Here is a 14,092-nt window from a genome sequence, read left to right as displayed (position 1 = left end):
ACGTGTTCGCCTCAACGCGATGTCGGCGGCGCCGCGTGCCGGCCCATGGCGTTGGCGATGATGCAGAAGAGCTGGGCGGTGCGCTCGGTGTCGTAGACGGCCGAGTGGGCGTCTTCGCTGTTCCAGTCCAGGCCCGCGGCCTGCACGGCGCGGGCGAGTACGGTCTGGCCATAGGCCAGGCCGGCCATGGTCACCGTGTCGAACACGCTGAAGGGATGGAAGGGGTTGCGCTTGTGGCCGCTGCGCGCGACCGCGGCGTTGAGGAAGTTGAGGTCGAAGTGCGCGTTGTGCCCGACCAGGATCGCGCGCTGGCAGCCATGCTTCTTCACCGCGGTGCGCACCGCGGTGAACACGTGTTCCAGCGCGTCCTTCTCCGCCTTGGCGAAGCGGAAGGGATGATCGAGGTCGATGCCGGTGATCTGCAGCGACTTCGGGTCGATCTCGGTGCCAGGTGCCGGGACCAGGTGCGCGCTTGCGCCCTCGCCAGCCACGTAGCGGCCCTCGGCGTCGAGGTCGATCGGCAGCACCGCGATTTCCAGCAGCGCGTGCCGGTTCCAGTCGAAGCCGCCGGTTTCCACGTCCACGACCACCGGCAGGTAGCCGCGGAAGCGGGCGGACATCGGCGCGAAGGCGGGCGTGGCCTCGGGGGCCGGGGGCGGGAGCGGACTGGTCACCGGCGCTAGTCTAGCCGAGCGTGGTGCCGGTCCAGTCCGGGCTCAGCGCCGGATACCGGGAACGATGCCGTCCCGGTGCCAGCGCAGCAGCATCGCAGCGCCCTGCTGGAGGAAGCCGGCATCGGCGGCAACGCCCGCCTCCGCGGCCAGGGCCTCGAGCTGCGCGCGCCCGCCGAGCTCGCCCGCCTCGTCCAGGCGCTGCAGCAGCCGCCAGGCCAGCGGGCTGGGTGCGTGGAAGCGCACGCGGCCATCCTCGGCGCGGTGGAGCAGCAGCAGGGTCGGCGCGGCGGGCGGGGCCTCGGGCAGGAAATCGGGACCGATACGCTGAACCGGCCAGGCATAGGCCAGCGGCCAGGCCAGTGGCGAGAGCAGTGGCCGGCCATCCAGCAGCGCGGCGGCCACGTCGAGGCCTGGCGCGTCCAGGCGGTCATGCGCGACGTCGTCCGCCGTGGCCTCGCTGACCTGCAGGGCCAGCTCGACCCATTCGTAATGCGCCAGCTCGGCGAGCCAGGGCTCGTGGCCGTCGCTGTCTTCGAGCCAGCGCAGGAATTCCCGCGGAATCTCCGGGAACAGCGGAGTGCGACAGCCGTGGTCGCGGTAGAACCGGCGCACCATCGCCGGCCAGGCATCCCCGCGGATGCGGCGGATCACCGGGAAGTTGCCGGCCAGCAGCCGGGAGACATTGTTGAAGAACAGGTCGCGGTAGACCTGCATGCGGCGCGGATCGACGCCGGGCGGCGACGGATGCCGGTCGGGGTCGCGGATGTGCGCGGCGAATGCCTCCTGCTCCGCGTGCATCTCAGGCCGCCAGGCTGCGTGCCGGCGCGCCGGCCAGGTGGCCGCGCACCACGTCGAGTTCGCCCAGCAATTCGTCGAACGGCGGGAAATCGAAGTCGCGTTCGAGCAGGGTCGGGCGCGGCCCGAGCAGGGCGTAGGCCTCGGCCAGCAGCGCCCAGACCGGATCCGACACTGCCGCCCCGTGGGTATCGATCTTCAGGTCGGGGGCCTCGTCGCGGTGCCCGGCGACGTGGATGTAGGCCACGCGCGCGCCCGGCAGGCCGCGCAGGAAGGTGCTGGCGTCGTAGCCGTGGTTGGTGGCGTTGACGATGATGTTGTTGACGTCGAGCAACAGGTCGCAGTCGGCTTCGGCGAGCACGGCGTTGACGAACTCGAGCTCGGTCAGCGGCGGCGCCTCGCCAGCGGCGCCCGGCACCGTGGCGTAGTAGGAGATGTTCTCCACCGCGATCCTGCGCCCCAGCGCGTCCTGCGCCTGGCGGATGCGCGCGGACACGTGGTGCACCGCTTCATCGCTGAAGGGCAGCGGCAGCAGGTCGTAGAGGTGGCCCAGGCTGTCGCCGCAGGCGCTGAGGTGTTCGCTGTAGACCGTGGCGCCGTGGTCGTCGAGGAAGCGCCGCAGCCTGACCAGGAAGGTGTCGTCGAGCGCCGCCGGGCCGCCCAGCGAAAGCGACAGTCCGTGGCAGGCGAGCGGATGCTTCGAGGCGAGTTCGGCGAAGGCCTCGCCCGGCGCGCCGCCGGCGCCGATCCAGTTTTCCGGCGCCGCTTCGAGGAAGTCGAAGCGCCCCGCGGGCGCCGCGCGCAGGTCACCAAGCAGGGCCCGCCGCAGGCCCAGGCCCACCGCGCGTGGCGGCAGTGGAGTCACGGTCGTGACTGGCCGTGGCGCGGCAGGCTGCGCGCCACGTCCTTCATCGCCTCAGGCGGCGCCGCCGCAGGCGCCGGAGCCCCCGCACTTGCCTTCACCACACTTGCCTTCCTGCGCGGCCTTGTCGGCATGGTCGCCCGAAGCCTTGCTGGCCGCGTGGTGCGCATCGTGCTCGGCCTTGTCGACGAAACCGTCGCCATTGGCATCGATGCCGGCGAAGTAGGACGGATCCTTCTCGGGATGGGCGGTGGCGAATTCCTCGGCGGAGATGCGGCCGTCGCCATCGCTGTCGGCGCGGTCCATGCCGCAGCGGCCTTCGGCATCTTTGACGGCGACCGGCACGTCGGCGGTGGCGGCGTCCTGCGCGGCGAGCATGTAGCCGCCGGCGAGCGGCGCCATCGAGAAGGCTGCGCCCGAAAGCGCGATGCCGCCGAGGGCGGTGGCCACGGCCAGGGCGACGGGCTTGGCGGTTGACTTCGACATCTTGGCGATCCTCGGGGGCGGCTCGGGCCGCGGGGGCGCCAGTATGCAGCAGCACCGTTCACGCGGCGTCGACGCCGCGGGGCCGGGCCTCAGGTCGTGGTGTTGGTGCCGTCCGCCTTCTCGCGCGGCGGCAGGTTGTCCTCGCCGCGAACCATGAACCAGATGTTCTCGGCGATGTTGGTGGCGTGGTCGCCGATTCGCTCGAGGTTCTTGGCCATGAACAGCAGGTGGGTGCAGCCGGTGATCGCGCGCGCGTCCTCCATCATGTAGGTCAGCAGCTCGCGGAACAGCCGGGTGTACTCGGCGTCGAGTTCGGCGTCGCGGTCGCGGACCGCCTGCGCGGTCTCCGGGTCATGGGCCGCATACGCCGCCAGCACGTCGCGCACCTGGCGCACGGCCAGCTCGCCCACGTGCTTCAGCCCGCGCGCCACCGGCAGCGCCGGCGCCTGGTTGAGCGCGATCGAGCGCTTGGCGATGTTGGCGGCATAGTCGCCGATGCGCTCGATGTCGGACACGATGCGCAGCGCGGCCAGGATCTCGCGCAGGTCGCGCGCCAGCGGGCCGCGCAGCGACAGCTTCATGGCGTCGTGGCTGACTTCGCGTTCCAGGGCGTCGATGGCCTCGTCGTTGGCGACGATATGGCCGGCGGCGCGGTCGTCGCGACGCTCCACCACGTCCAGCGCAGCCTCGAGCTGGGCCACGGCGAGCTCGCCCATGCGCAGGATCTCGGCGATCAGGCGCTGGCGCTCTTCGTCGTGGCTGCGGACGATATGGTCATTGGGAATTTTGTTCATCCGAACCGCCCGGTGATGTAGTCCTCGGTCTGCTGCTTCGAGGGATTGGAGAAGATGGTCTCGGTCGAATCGTGTTCGATCAGGTCGCCGAGGTACATGAAGGCGGTGTAGTCCGAGACGCGCGCGGCCTGCTGCATGTTGTGGGTCACGATGACGATCGTGTAGTCGACTTTCAGTTCCTCGATCAGCTGCTCGATGCGGCTGGTCGAGATCGGGTCCAGCGCCGAGGTGGGCTCGTCGAGCAGCAGCACCTCGGGCTTCAGCGCCACGGCGCGGGCGATGCACAGGCGCTGCTGCTGGCCGCCGGACAGGCCCAGCGCGCTCTGGCCCAGCTTGTCCTTGACCTCGTCCCAGATCGCGCCCTGGCGCAGCGCCGCCTCCACGCGCACGTCCATCTCGGCCTTCGACAGCTTCTCGTGGTGGCGGATGGCGTAGGCGATGTTCTCGTAGATCGTCATCGGGAACGGCACCGGCTTCTGGAACACCATGCCGACCTTGGAGCGCAGGCGGTTCATCGGGTACTTCGGCGACAGGATGTCCTCGCCGTCGAGCAGGATGCTGCCGCTTGCCACCTGGCCCGGGTACAGCGCGTAGATCCGGTTGAAGATCCGCAGCAGGGTCGACTTGCCGCAGCCGGACGGGCCGATCAGGGCGGTGACGCGCTTCTCGGGGATGTCCATGGCCACGCCGTGGATCGCCTGGAACTTGCCGTAGTGGAAGTCCAGCCCGCGCACCGACAGCTTCACCGGTGCCGGCCCGGTCGTGGTGCGGCGCGGCATGGCGGTGGTCAGCGTGGCGCGACCGTACTCGGTGGCTGCGGCGGCGGGTGCGTCGTTCATCGGAAGGGTCCAGGAATGGGTCGAGTCAGTCATGGGTCACACGATTGCGCAGCAGCAGGGCGCGTGCGCCAAGGCTGATCAGGAAGACGAAGGTGGTGAGCACCAGCGCGCCGGCCCAGGCCAGCTGCTGCCAGCTCTCGTAGGGGCTGCCGGCGAACTGGTACATCACCACCGGCACGCTGGCCATGGGTTGGCCGATGTCGCTGTTCCAGTACAGGTTGCCGAACGCGGTGAACAGCAGCGGCGCGGTCTCGCCGCTGATGCGCGCGAGCGACAGCAGGATGCCGGTGACGATGCCCGCCGAGGCGCTGCGGTACAGCACCTGCACGATCACCTTCCACTGCGGCACGCCCAGCGACAGGGCGGCCTCGCGCATCTGCGTCGGCACCAGCCGCAGCATCTCGTCGGTTGTGCGCAGGACCACCGGCAGCACGATGAAGGCCAGTGCCACCGCGCCGGCGACGGCGGAGAAGTTGCCGCCGCCGTGCATCACCAGCAGGGTGTAGACGAACAGGCCGAGCACGATGGACGGCGCCGACAGCAGGATGTCGTTGACGAAGCGCACCACCGTCGCCGTGCGGCTGGCGGCGCCGTACTCGGCCAGCCAGGTGCCGGCGGCCACGCCGAGCGGCGCGCCGATCAGGATCGCCAGGCCGCACATCACCGCCGAGCCGAACAGCGCGTTGCGCAGGCCGCCCTCGGCCATCGGCGGCGGTGTGTCCTGGGTGAACAGCTGCCAGTTGATGCCGGAGATGCCCTTGGACACCAGCGTCCACAGGATCCAGGCGAGGAACAACAGGCCCACCACCGCGGCCACGCAGGACAGCGAGAGGGCGATGACGTTGGTGATCCGCCGGCGCAGGTACAGCCGGTCGATGGCGGCGGCGGACATCAGTTGCCCTCCCGGCGCGCCAGGCGCGAAAGCATCAGCCGCGCCAGCGCCAGCACCACGAAGGTCACGATGAACAGCACGAAGCCGAGCAGCAGCAGCGCCGAGCGGTAGGTCTCGGTGGCTTCGCCGAAGTCGTTGGCGATCAGGGCGGCGATCGTCGTACCCGGCTCGAGCAGCGACGGTGTCAGGCGCACGCTGTTGCCGACCACGAAGGCGACCGCCATGGTCTCGCCCAGCGCGCGGCCGAGGCCGAGGAACACGCCGCCGATCACCGCCGAGCGCGTGTAGGGCAGCACCACGTCCCAGCAGACCTCCCAGCGCGTGGCGCCGAGCGCATAGGCCGACTCCTTCAGGCGGGTGGGCACGGTCAGGAAGACCTCGCGCATCACCGACGAAATGAAGGGCACGACCATGATCGCCAGGACCAGGCCCGCGGTGAGCACGCCGATGCCCAGCGGTGGGCCCTGGAACAGGATGCCGAGGCCGGGAATCGTGCCCAGGTGCTCGTTGAGCCAGGGCGTGACCGAGCGGGTCATCACCGGCACCAGCACGAACAGGCCCCACATGCCGTAGATGATCGACGGGATGCCGGCCAGCAGTTCGATCGCCGCACCCACCGGGCCGCGCATCCAGCGCGGCGCGACCTCGGTCAGGAAGACCGCGATGCCGAAGCTCACGGGCACCGCCAGCAGCATGGCGATGATCGCGGTGACCACGGTGCCGTAGATCGGCGCCAGCGCGCCGTAGCGGTTCTCGACCGGATTCCATTCGGCCGACATGAAGAACGACAGGCCCTGCGACTGCAGCGCCTCGCGGCCGCCCCAGAGCATCGACAGCATCGCGCTGGCGAGTGCGATCAGCACGAAGGCCACCGTGCCGACCAGGGCGTAGCGGAACCAGCGGTCGGCGCGCGCGTCGTTGACGTCGCGGCGGCCGGGTGCGGGGGCGGGCAGGGCGGTCACGTTCATCGGCGTCCGGGGGATGGAGGAAGCCCGCCGCGCATGCGGCGGGCACGAGCCTGTCCGGCCTTACTGGCCGTGCTGGAACTCGGTGGCCCAGTAGGCTTCGACCTGCTGGACGAGCTCGGCGGGCAGCGGGACGTAGTGCAGCTCGCTGGCCTGGGCCTGGCCGTCCTCGAACGCCCACTTGAAGAACTCCAGCGCGGCCCGGCTGCGCGCCGGATCCTTGGGCTGCTTGGGCATCAGCATGAAGTTGGTGGCGGTGATCGGCCAGGAGTCCGCGCCCGGTGCGTTGGTGATCACCAGGTTGAAGTCGGTGGCCGAGGCCCAGTCGGCGGTGCGGGCCGCGGCGGCGAAGCTGTCCGCGCTGGGCTCGACGAACTGGCCTTCGGCGTTCTGCAGCGAGGCGTAGGGCATGGTGTTCTGCAGCGCATAGGCGAGCTCGACATAGCCGATCGCGCCCTGGATCTGCTGCACGTAGGACGCGACGCCCTCGTTGCCCTTGCCGCCCACGCCGAGCGGCCAGGACACCGAAGTGCCTTCGCCCACCGTGGTCTTCCAGTCGGGGCTGACCTTCGACAGGTAGTTGGTGAAGTTGAAGCTGGTGCCCGAACCGTCGGAGCGGTGCACGATGCTGATCTTGCCGTCGGGCAGCGCCAGGCCGGGGTTGAGCGCGGCGATCTCGGGCGCGTTCCAGGTGGCGACCTTGCCCAGGAAGATGTCGGCGAGCAGCGGGCCGGTCAGCTTCAGCGCGCCGGGCGCGAGGCCTTCGATGTTGACCACCGGCACCACGCCGCCGATCGCGGAGGGGAACTGGCCAAGGTTGGCTTCGGCGAGCTCCTCGCTCGACAGCGGCTTGTCGCTCGAACCGAAGTCGACGGTCCCGGCCTTGACCTGGGCGATGCCACCGCCCGAGCCGATGGACTGGTAGTTGACCTGCTGGCCGGTGGCCGCGTTGTAGTCCGCCGACCACTTCGAAACCAGCGGATAGATGAAGGAGGCGCCCGCGCCGGACACCTGGCTGGCGACGCGCTCGCCGGCGGCATTCGCGGCGCCGTTCGACGATGCGTCGCCCGAGGGCTGGCAGGCCACGGCGAACAGCGCCGAAGCGAGGGCGAGCGAAGCGATGCGCAACTTGGGGAGGGTCATGACAGGTTCCGATGTGGGCGAAGGGCGATGCGGCAAGCCCACATTGGATGATGTTTTTATGACAGCTTCATGACGGCAGGTTCCGCACGGGGCCCGGGGCACCATGCGAGCCGACGAAAAAAGGGCCCCGGAGGGGCCCGAAATGGAGCGTTCCAGCGAGAGGAGGAGAGGATCTTTCGACCGGCCCGGGACGCGTGTGGACGCCCGCAGGTGGCCGCGGCAGGCATTTCACCCCGCGGTGGTGACTCCACGATGTCGCTGCGGTGACGGCTGCATGACAGACGCCTGCCTTCAATAACTCCGGCACTGGCGGAAACGCACCGGCCGCTCGCTGCCGGGCGGCGGCGTGAGCTGGATCCGCGACGAGGCCAGGGCGGGATAGCGCTCCACCAGCGGGCAGATCGCGGCCACCGGATCGTCACCGGAGTCGGCCAGGATCACCTCGAGCGTGGAGGCGGTGCTCCAGAGCGTCCTGGCCACCATCGGCAGGGTGGCGACGGCCGCGGCGAGCTCGCGCCGCTGCAGTTCGAGGGTCGCGGGATCGGGGTTGGCCACCGGTCCGGCCGGGCGGGTCCCCGTCGCGTTGTCGGCCTGCGGGGCCGTCGCGGCCGGCAAGGGGGTGCCGCCCGTGCGCGATGCCGGACGGGCTGCCGGCAACAGCGAGAACACCGCGACCCCGACGACCAGCGCCGCCAGCCAGCCGGCAAGGCTGCGTTCGCGCGCGCGCTTGCGGGCGGCCTCGCTGATCGGCGCGACCACCGTCGCCGGCAGCAGCGGGCGCAGCTCCGGCCACAGCGCGTTGCCGTCCAGCAGCTCGATCGGCTGCCCGCGCGCGGCGCGGCGGGCATCGCCGTCGATCCGCCCCTGAGTGACCAGCAGCCCGCCGGCCGCGCCGGCCACGCCCATGGTGGCGGCCAGCTCGTTCACCGCAGGCGGGCCCAGCACGAAGGCGCTGCCATGCTTGACCCTCAGCAGCCACTGTCCGCCATCGCGGACCAGGATGTCGTCATCGTCGCCGGCCGGCGACTCGCGGTCGACCACGCGTTCGTAGCCGCGGCGGCGCAGCGCCTCCAGCACGATCCCGATGAAGGCACGCCAGGACATCGCCGACAGCGCGGCGATGCCGGCATCCGTCTCGTGCCGACGGCGCAGCGGGCCGTGCGCGAACCAGGTCGCGGCACCGCCCACCGCCAGCGTGGCCACGATCGCCAGGAGCCATTGCAGCATGCGTTTCCCCCATGTCCTTTTCGTTGCGCAGCATAGACGCAAGCGCGGCCGAGGCGGCCCGCCGCGCGGCGGGTTCAGCCGAAGTGCTTGGCCAGCACCCGCCGGATTTCGGACTCGATCGGACCCTGCATGGCCGCGAGCAGGAAGCCCAGTTCGGCCTGCACGTGCACTACGCCCGGCAGCAGCGCGATGCGGCCATCGACGCCGGTGCGGTTGAAGTGCAGCGCATCGTCCTGCCAGCGGCATTCGACGCCGAAGCGCTCCACCAGCTTGTCGGCCACCTGCTGCACGGCGGCGCGCGCGCCTGGCAGGGGCAGCTGGTGCGGGTGCTGGATGTCGATGTCGGCCATGGCGCGTCCGTATGCAAGGGGACGCCATTCTGGCGGCGCGCGGTCGGCGATCCAAGTGCCCGCGCGTGATAGATTCCCCCGCGCATGGACACCCTCAGGCTGCGCTTCGACACCGCTGGCAACGACCATCCGCTTTCCGCAGGCGTGCACGGCGTGGGCCGGTCGCGCGACGGCGCCGGCCTGGAGCCGGTCGAGGCGTCGCCGATCGTGAATTTCTGCGTCGACCGCCGCGGTGTATGGCTGGCCGTGCCGGACGGCACGCGCGGCGTGCACGTCAACGGCAGGCCGGTGCTGCGCATGGCGATGCTGCGGGTCGGCGACGCGATCTTCGTCGATGGCAGCGGCATCCGCCTGGTGTCCTCGCGGGCACCGGCGCAGCCCACGGGTGGCTTCGGCGACAGCACCGGCGAGCCCGGCGACGTGCGCATCGTGCTGCGCGGCGTGGGCGGCCGCTACCACGGCCGCTGTTTCACGCTCGAGCGGCCGCGCCTGGTCGGACGTGCGCACGAGGCCGACATCCGCATCGACGAACCGGCCTTCGCCGAGCGCCACGCCCGCCTGGAGCTGCTGCGCGGCGACGTGGTGCTGCGCGACCTCGGATCGGCCGACGGCAGCCTGGTCAATGGCGAACCGGTGCGCGACGCGGTGCTGAAGCCGGGCGACCAGGTGGTGTTCGATGCCCACCACCGCTTCGTGCTCGAGGCGCCGGTCGGACCCACGGCTACGCCGACCCACGATGCGGACGATGCGGGCGCGGAGGCGTCCGTGGGACGCACCCGCGGCGTGATGCACCTGCCGTGGCTGGTGCTTGCGGCGGCCCTGCTGGCGGGACTGCTGGCCCTGCTACTGCTGTTCGGTACGGGCTGACGCGGGGACGACCGGTCGCGTCGTCCGGCTGCGCCGGCGGAGCAGGCGCCATCCGAGGAGGACGGCAAGGATCGCCGCGTACAGCAGCGGTTCGCGGACATCCGACTTCACCACCCACCAGAAGTGCAGCACCGCGAGCACCGCGATGGCGTAGACCAAGCGGTGCAGGCGGCCCCAGTTGCGGCCCAGGCGGCGCATCCATCCGCGGGTCGAGGTCACGGCCAGCGGAAGCAGCAGCAGCCATGCCGCGAAGCCAACGGTGATATAGGGCCGCTCGGCGATCTCCACGAAGACCTGGCTCCACCAGCCGCGCAGGTCCAGTACCAGCCACGCGCTGAAATGCAGGCTGGCATAGGCGAAGGCCCAGAGCCCGAGCAGGCGGCGGAAGCGCAACAGCTCCGGGCGCCCCAGCCACTGGCGCAGCGGCGAGATCGCCAGCGTCACCAGCAGCAGCCGCAGCGCCCACAGCCCGAGTTCGTGTTCGATGGCGGCGACCGGATCCGCGCCGAGCGCGTCGATGTCACTGCCTCCGACCTGCCAGGCCTTCCAGCCGAGCAGGGCGAGCGGCGCGAGCGCCAGCGCGTGCACGACCGCCTTGGCGACGGCCATTCCCCACGCGCCGGAAGCCTTCCGCTCAGTACCAGCGCGCAAGGTCCATGCCCTGGTAAAGCGAGGCGACCTGGTCGGCATAGCCGTTGAACGGCCGGGTGGGGATGCGGTCGGCGAACAGGCGGTTGGCGTCGCCGGCGATGCGGCGCTCGGTCGCCTGGCTCCAGCGCGGGTGGTCCACCGCCGGATTCACGTTGGCGAAGAAGCCGTACTCGCGCGGCTGCATGTCGTTCCACGAGGTCGGCGGCGCCTTGCGCAGGAACTCGATGGCCACGATCGACTTGATGCCCTTGAAGCCGTACTTCCAGGGCACGACCAGGCGCAGCGGCGCGCCGTTCTGCTGCGGCAGCGCGCGGCCGTACATGCCGGTCACGAGCAGGGTCAGCGGATGCATGGCCTCGTCGATGCGCAGCCCTTCGCGATACGGCCAGTCGATGATCGGCGCGCGGATGCCGGGCATCTGGCGCGGGTCGGCGAGGGTGGTGAAGGCGACGAACTTCGCGTCCGAGGTCGGCTCGAAGCGCCTGAGCACGTCGGCCAGCGGCACGCCCAGCCAGGGAATGACCATCGACCAGCCTTCCACGCAGCGCATCCGGTAGACGCGCTCCTCGGGCGCCAGGCCCTTGAGCAGGGTCTCCAGCGGGACGGTGCCGGGCTTCGCGCACGCGCCGCCGACCGCGACCGACCAGGGCGAGGTGACCAGGGTCTTCGCCGCCCGCGAGGGATCGGCCTTGCCGCTGCCGAATTCGTAGAAGTTGTTGTACGAGGTGGCGTCCTCGTAGCGGGTCCGGGCCTCGTCGGTGCCGAAGCCTCCGCTGCGCGCGGCGGCCGTGGCGCGGGGGACGTCGACCGGCGGCGGTGGCTCGCCTCGGCAGCCGGCGACCGTCAGCGCCGGTGCCAGCGCGAGGGCTTTCAGCAACCGGCGGCGGTCGCGGTAGACCGCCTCGCCGGTGATCGCGGACTCCGGCACGGGCGGAAGGCGGCTGCGGGCCATCGGATATTCCTCGCGGGACTGTGCAGGGGATTCATCCTACGCGCGGACCCGTGCATGCGCGGTCGCGCGCCGCCGGTGCATGCCCGGTGTTGCGTTGCGGCATACTGGATCGTCCCCCGTGACCCGAGGATCCGCCATGGCGCGCGCCTACAATTTCAGCCCCGGCCCCGCGATGCTGCCCGAATCCGTGCTGCTCGAAGCGCGTGCCACCATGCTGGAATATGGCGACGCCGGCGCCTCGATCGTCGAGATCAGCCATCGCGGCGCCGAGTTCATCGACATCGCCGCGCGCGCCGAGGCCGACCTGCGCGAGCTGCTCGCGATTCCGGCCGACTATGCGGTGCTGTTCCTCCCCGGTGGCGCCACGACCCAGCAGGCGCTGCTGCCGCTGAACTTCGCCGCGCCCGGCCAGCGCGCCGACTACGTGCTCACCGGCCACTGGGGCGCGACCGCGACCCGGCAGGCGGCGCCGTACGTCGACCTCAACGTGGCGGCGAGCAGCGAGGCCGACGGCTACCGCAGCATCCCGCCGGTGGACCAGTGGAAGCTGTCGAAGGACGCGGCCTACGTGCACGTCACCGCCAACGAGACCATCCACGGCGTGGAGTTCCGTCCTTCGAAGCCGGGTGGGCATGCGTTCCCCGATACCGGCGACGTGCCGCTGTTCGCCGACTTCAGCTCCAGCATCGCGTCCGAGCCGGTCGATATCCCGCGCTTCGGTGCCATCTATGCCGGCGCGCAGAAGAACCTGGGCCCGGTGGGCATCGGCGTGGTGATCGTGCGCAGGGACCTGCTGGCGCGCGCCGGGCAGCCGCGTGCCGACATCTTCGACTACCGGCTGCAGCTGGCCGCCGACTCGATGCTCAACACGCCGCCGACCTGGAACTGGTACGTGGCCGGCCTGACCTTCCGCTGGATGCTCGAGCAGGGCGGCGTCGAGGCCTTTGCACGCCGCAGCGACGACAAGGCCGGGCTGCTGTATGCCGCGATCGACGGCTCCGGCGGCTTCTACCGCAACGAGGTCGACCGCGCGGTGCGCTCGCGCATGAACGTGCCGTTCTTCCTGCACGACCCGGCGCTCGACGAAGCCTTCCTGGCGCAGGCGCGCGAGGCCGGACTCATCGGACTGAAGGGCCACCGGGTCACCGGCGGCATGCGCGCGTCGATCTACAACCCGATGCCGCTGGAAGGCGTGCAGGCGCTGGTCGACCTCATGCAGGACTTCCAGCGCCGCCATGGCTGAGGACGGGTTGCGCCAGGACTGGCTGGCATCGCCGGGTCGCGCGCTGTCGGGCGGCTTCGAAGTGCCCGGTGACAAGTCGGTTTCCCACCGGGCGGTGATGTTCGCCGCGCTGGCCGACGGCTGCTCGCGCATCGACGGCTTCCTCGAAGGCGAGGACACCCGCGCCACGGCGGCGATCTTCTCGCGGATGGGCGTGCGCATCGAAGCGCCGTCGTCCGCGTGCCGCATCGTCCACGGGGTCGGACTCGACGGCCTGCATGCGCCCGCGGGCGTGCTCGACTGCGGCAATTCCGGTACCGCGATGCGCCTGCTGGCGGGCCTGCTGGCGGGGCAGGCGTTCGACACCGTGCTTGCCGGCGATGCCTCGCTGTCCGCGCGGCCGATGCTGCGGGTGATGTCGCCGCTGCGCCGCATGGGCGCGCACATCGCCTCCGACGACGGCGAGCGGCCGCCGCTGCGGATCAGCGGCCCGCGCGCGCTGCACGGGATCGGGTTCGAATCACCGGTGGCGAGCGCGCAGGTGAAGTCGGCCGTGCTGCTGGCGGGCCTCTATGCCCGCGGCGAGACCAGCGTGCGCGAGCCGCATCCCACGCGCGACTACACCGAGCGCATGCTCGCCGCCTTCGGCTGGCCGGTGGCCTGGTCGCCCGGCGAGGCGCGGCTGTCCGGCGGACATCGCCTGGTGGCGCGGGACATCGCGGTGCCGGGCGACTTCTCCTCGGCGGCATTTCTCATCGTCGCGGCCTGCCTGGTGCCGGGTTCGTCGCTGCTGCTGCGCGCGGTGGGCGTCGACCCGCGACGCACCGGGTTGTTGGAGGCGCTACGCGGAATGGGCGCGGACATCCGCGAGACCGGACGCCGCGAAGGGCTGTGCGGACCGGTGGTCGACATCTCCGTGCAGCATGCGCCGCTGCGCGGCATCGACCTGCCGGTTGCCCTGGTCCCGGACATGATCGACGAATTCCCGGTCTTCGCGGTGGCTGCGGCCTGTGCCCGGGGCCGCACGCGGGTCTCGGGTGCCGCCGAACTGCGGGTCAAGGAATCCGACCGCATCAGCGCAATGGCGGCGGGGCTGCAGGCGCTCGGCGCGCGCGTGGACGAGACACCGGATGGCCTGGTGATCGAAGGCGGCGCGCTGCGTGGCGGGCGGGTCGACAGCCGTGGGGACCATCGCATCGCCATGGCCTTTGCCGTCGCCGCGCAGATGGCCACCGGCGAGGTGCGGATCGCGGACGTCGCGAACGTCGCCACGTCGTTTCCGGGATTCGAGGCGCTCGCGCAGGCGGCGGGATTCGGCCTGCGTCCCCTCGCGCCGGACTGACTCGCGCGGGACCGGCGCGCCCGGACTGGAA

Annotated in this window: 15 protein-coding genes and 1 pseudogene; 3 read left to right on the top strand and 13 right to left on the bottom strand. The window is 71.1% G+C overall.

Features of this window, described 5'->3' with window-relative positions; all coding sequences use genetic code 11:
• Positions 1-11: 11 nt before the first annotated feature.
• The 11 genes from rnt to JG616_RS01185 all read right to left on the bottom strand — a co-directional run bounded on the left by rnt (position 12) and on the right by JG616_RS01185 (position 9,027).
• Entirely contained in the window at positions 12-620 is a 609-nt protein-coding gene (rnt, locus tag JG616_RS01235; RefSeq protein WP_199391925.1) for a ribonuclease T, read from the bottom strand.
• Positions 621-716: 96 nt separating this feature from the next.
• Positions 717-1,472: a putative DNA-binding domain-containing protein gene (locus JG616_RS01230; protein WP_199362152.1), complete on the bottom strand. Its 756-nt coding sequence runs from the start codon at positions 1,470-1,472 to the stop codon at positions 717-719.
• Between the two features lies 1 nt (position 1,473).
• Entirely contained in the window at positions 1,474-2,334 is an 861-nt protein-coding gene (locus JG616_RS01225; RefSeq protein WP_343224955.1) for a DUF692 domain-containing protein, read from the bottom strand.
• A gap of 51 nt (positions 2,335-2,385) precedes the next feature.
• Entirely contained in the window at positions 2,386-2,817 is a 432-nt protein-coding gene (locus JG616_RS01220; protein WP_199391425.1) for a hypothetical protein, read from the bottom strand.
• A gap of 89 nt (positions 2,818-2,906) precedes the next feature.
• Entirely contained in the window at positions 2,907-3,611 is a 705-nt protein-coding gene (gene phoU, locus JG616_RS01215; RefSeq protein ID WP_199391424.1) for a phosphate signaling complex protein PhoU, read from the bottom strand.
• Positions 3,608-4,390 (bottom strand): phosphate ABC transporter ATP-binding protein PstB, encoded by a 783-nt coding sequence (pstB, locus tag JG616_RS01210; RefSeq protein ID WP_199362266.1) that lies wholly within the window; start codon positions 4,388-4,390, stop codon positions 3,608-3,610. Before pstB ends, phoU begins: the two co-directional genes overlap by 4 nt.
• A gap of 85 nt (positions 4,391-4,475) precedes the next feature.
• Complete coding sequence (pstA, locus tag JG616_RS01205) at positions 4,476-5,342, bottom strand: phosphate ABC transporter permease PstA (RefSeq protein ID WP_199362149.1); 867 nt, start codon at positions 5,340-5,342, stop codon at positions 4,476-4,478.
• Positions 5,342-6,310: a phosphate ABC transporter permease subunit PstC gene (pstC, locus tag JG616_RS01200; RefSeq protein WP_199391423.1), complete on the bottom strand. Its 969-nt coding sequence runs from the start codon at positions 6,308-6,310 to the stop codon at positions 5,342-5,344. Before pstC ends, pstA begins: the two co-directional genes overlap by 1 nt.
• Before the next feature lie 60 nt (positions 6,311-6,370).
• Positions 6,371-7,450, bottom strand: coding sequence for a phosphate ABC transporter substrate-binding protein PstS (gene pstS, locus JG616_RS01195; RefSeq protein WP_199391422.1), 1,080 nt, complete (start codon positions 7,448-7,450; stop codon positions 6,371-6,373).
• A 291-nt stretch (positions 7,451-7,741) separates the two neighbouring features.
• Positions 7,742-8,677, bottom strand: a complete 936-nt coding sequence (locus tag JG616_RS01190) for a restriction endonuclease (RefSeq protein ID WP_199391421.1) — start codon at positions 8,675-8,677, stop codon at positions 7,742-7,744.
• 74 nt (positions 8,678-8,751) lie between these two features.
• On the bottom strand, positions 8,752-9,027 hold the full coding sequence (locus JG616_RS01185) for a polyhydroxyalkanoic acid system family protein (protein ID WP_199362145.1): 276 nt from the start codon (positions 9,025-9,027) through the stop codon (positions 8,752-8,754).
• A gap of 84 nt (positions 9,028-9,111) precedes the next feature.
• On the opposite strand from JG616_RS01185, the gene JG616_RS01180 reads away from it, so the two are divergent.
• Positions 9,112-9,894 carry an FHA domain-containing protein gene (locus JG616_RS01180; protein WP_199391420.1) on the top strand — a complete coding sequence of 261 codons (783 nt, stop codon included), beginning with the start codon at positions 9,112-9,114 and terminating at the stop codon, positions 9,892-9,894.
• Here the strand turns inward: JG616_RS01180 and JG616_RS01175 are convergent.
• Both JG616_RS01175 and msrP read right to left on the bottom strand, forming a co-directional pair.
• On the bottom strand, positions 9,871-10,503 hold the full coding sequence (locus tag JG616_RS01175) for a protein-methionine-sulfoxide reductase heme-binding subunit MsrQ (RefSeq protein ID WP_199391419.1): 633 nt from the start codon (positions 10,501-10,503) through the stop codon (positions 9,871-9,873). The two genes, JG616_RS01180 and JG616_RS01175, sit on opposite strands and share 24 nt — an antisense overlap.
• A 25-nt stretch (positions 10,504-10,528) precedes the next feature.
• Positions 10,529-11,497 carry a protein-methionine-sulfoxide reductase catalytic subunit MsrP gene (gene msrP, locus JG616_RS01170; protein ID WP_199391418.1) on the bottom strand — a complete coding sequence of 323 codons (969 nt, stop codon included), beginning with the start codon at positions 11,495-11,497 and terminating at the stop codon, positions 10,529-10,531.
• Between the two features lie 136 nt (positions 11,498-11,633).
• Between msrP and serC the strand changes: the two genes are divergently transcribed.
• Together serC and aroA are read left to right on the top strand one after the other, a co-directional pair.
• Positions 11,634-12,740 (top strand): 3-phosphoserine/phosphohydroxythreonine transaminase, encoded by a 1,107-nt coding sequence (serC, locus tag JG616_RS01165; RefSeq protein WP_199391417.1) that lies wholly within the window; start codon positions 11,634-11,636, stop codon positions 12,738-12,740.
• Positions 12,673-14,061 (top strand): annotated as a pseudogene (gene aroA / locus JG616_RS01160) (3-phosphoshikimate 1-carboxyvinyltransferase); the annotation flags it as partial. The gene serC and the pseudogene aroA, both read left to right, overlap by 68 nt.
• Between the last annotated feature and the right edge of the window lie 31 nt (positions 14,062-14,092).

It is taken from the genome of Luteimonas sp. MC1895 (genome assembly GCF_016457215.1).
Taxonomy (GTDB): domain Bacteria; phylum Pseudomonadota; class Gammaproteobacteria; order Xanthomonadales; family Xanthomonadaceae; genus Luteimonas.
The sequence above is the reverse complement of the archived record's forward strand: the minus strand, read 5'-3'. Positions and strand labels throughout refer to the sequence as shown.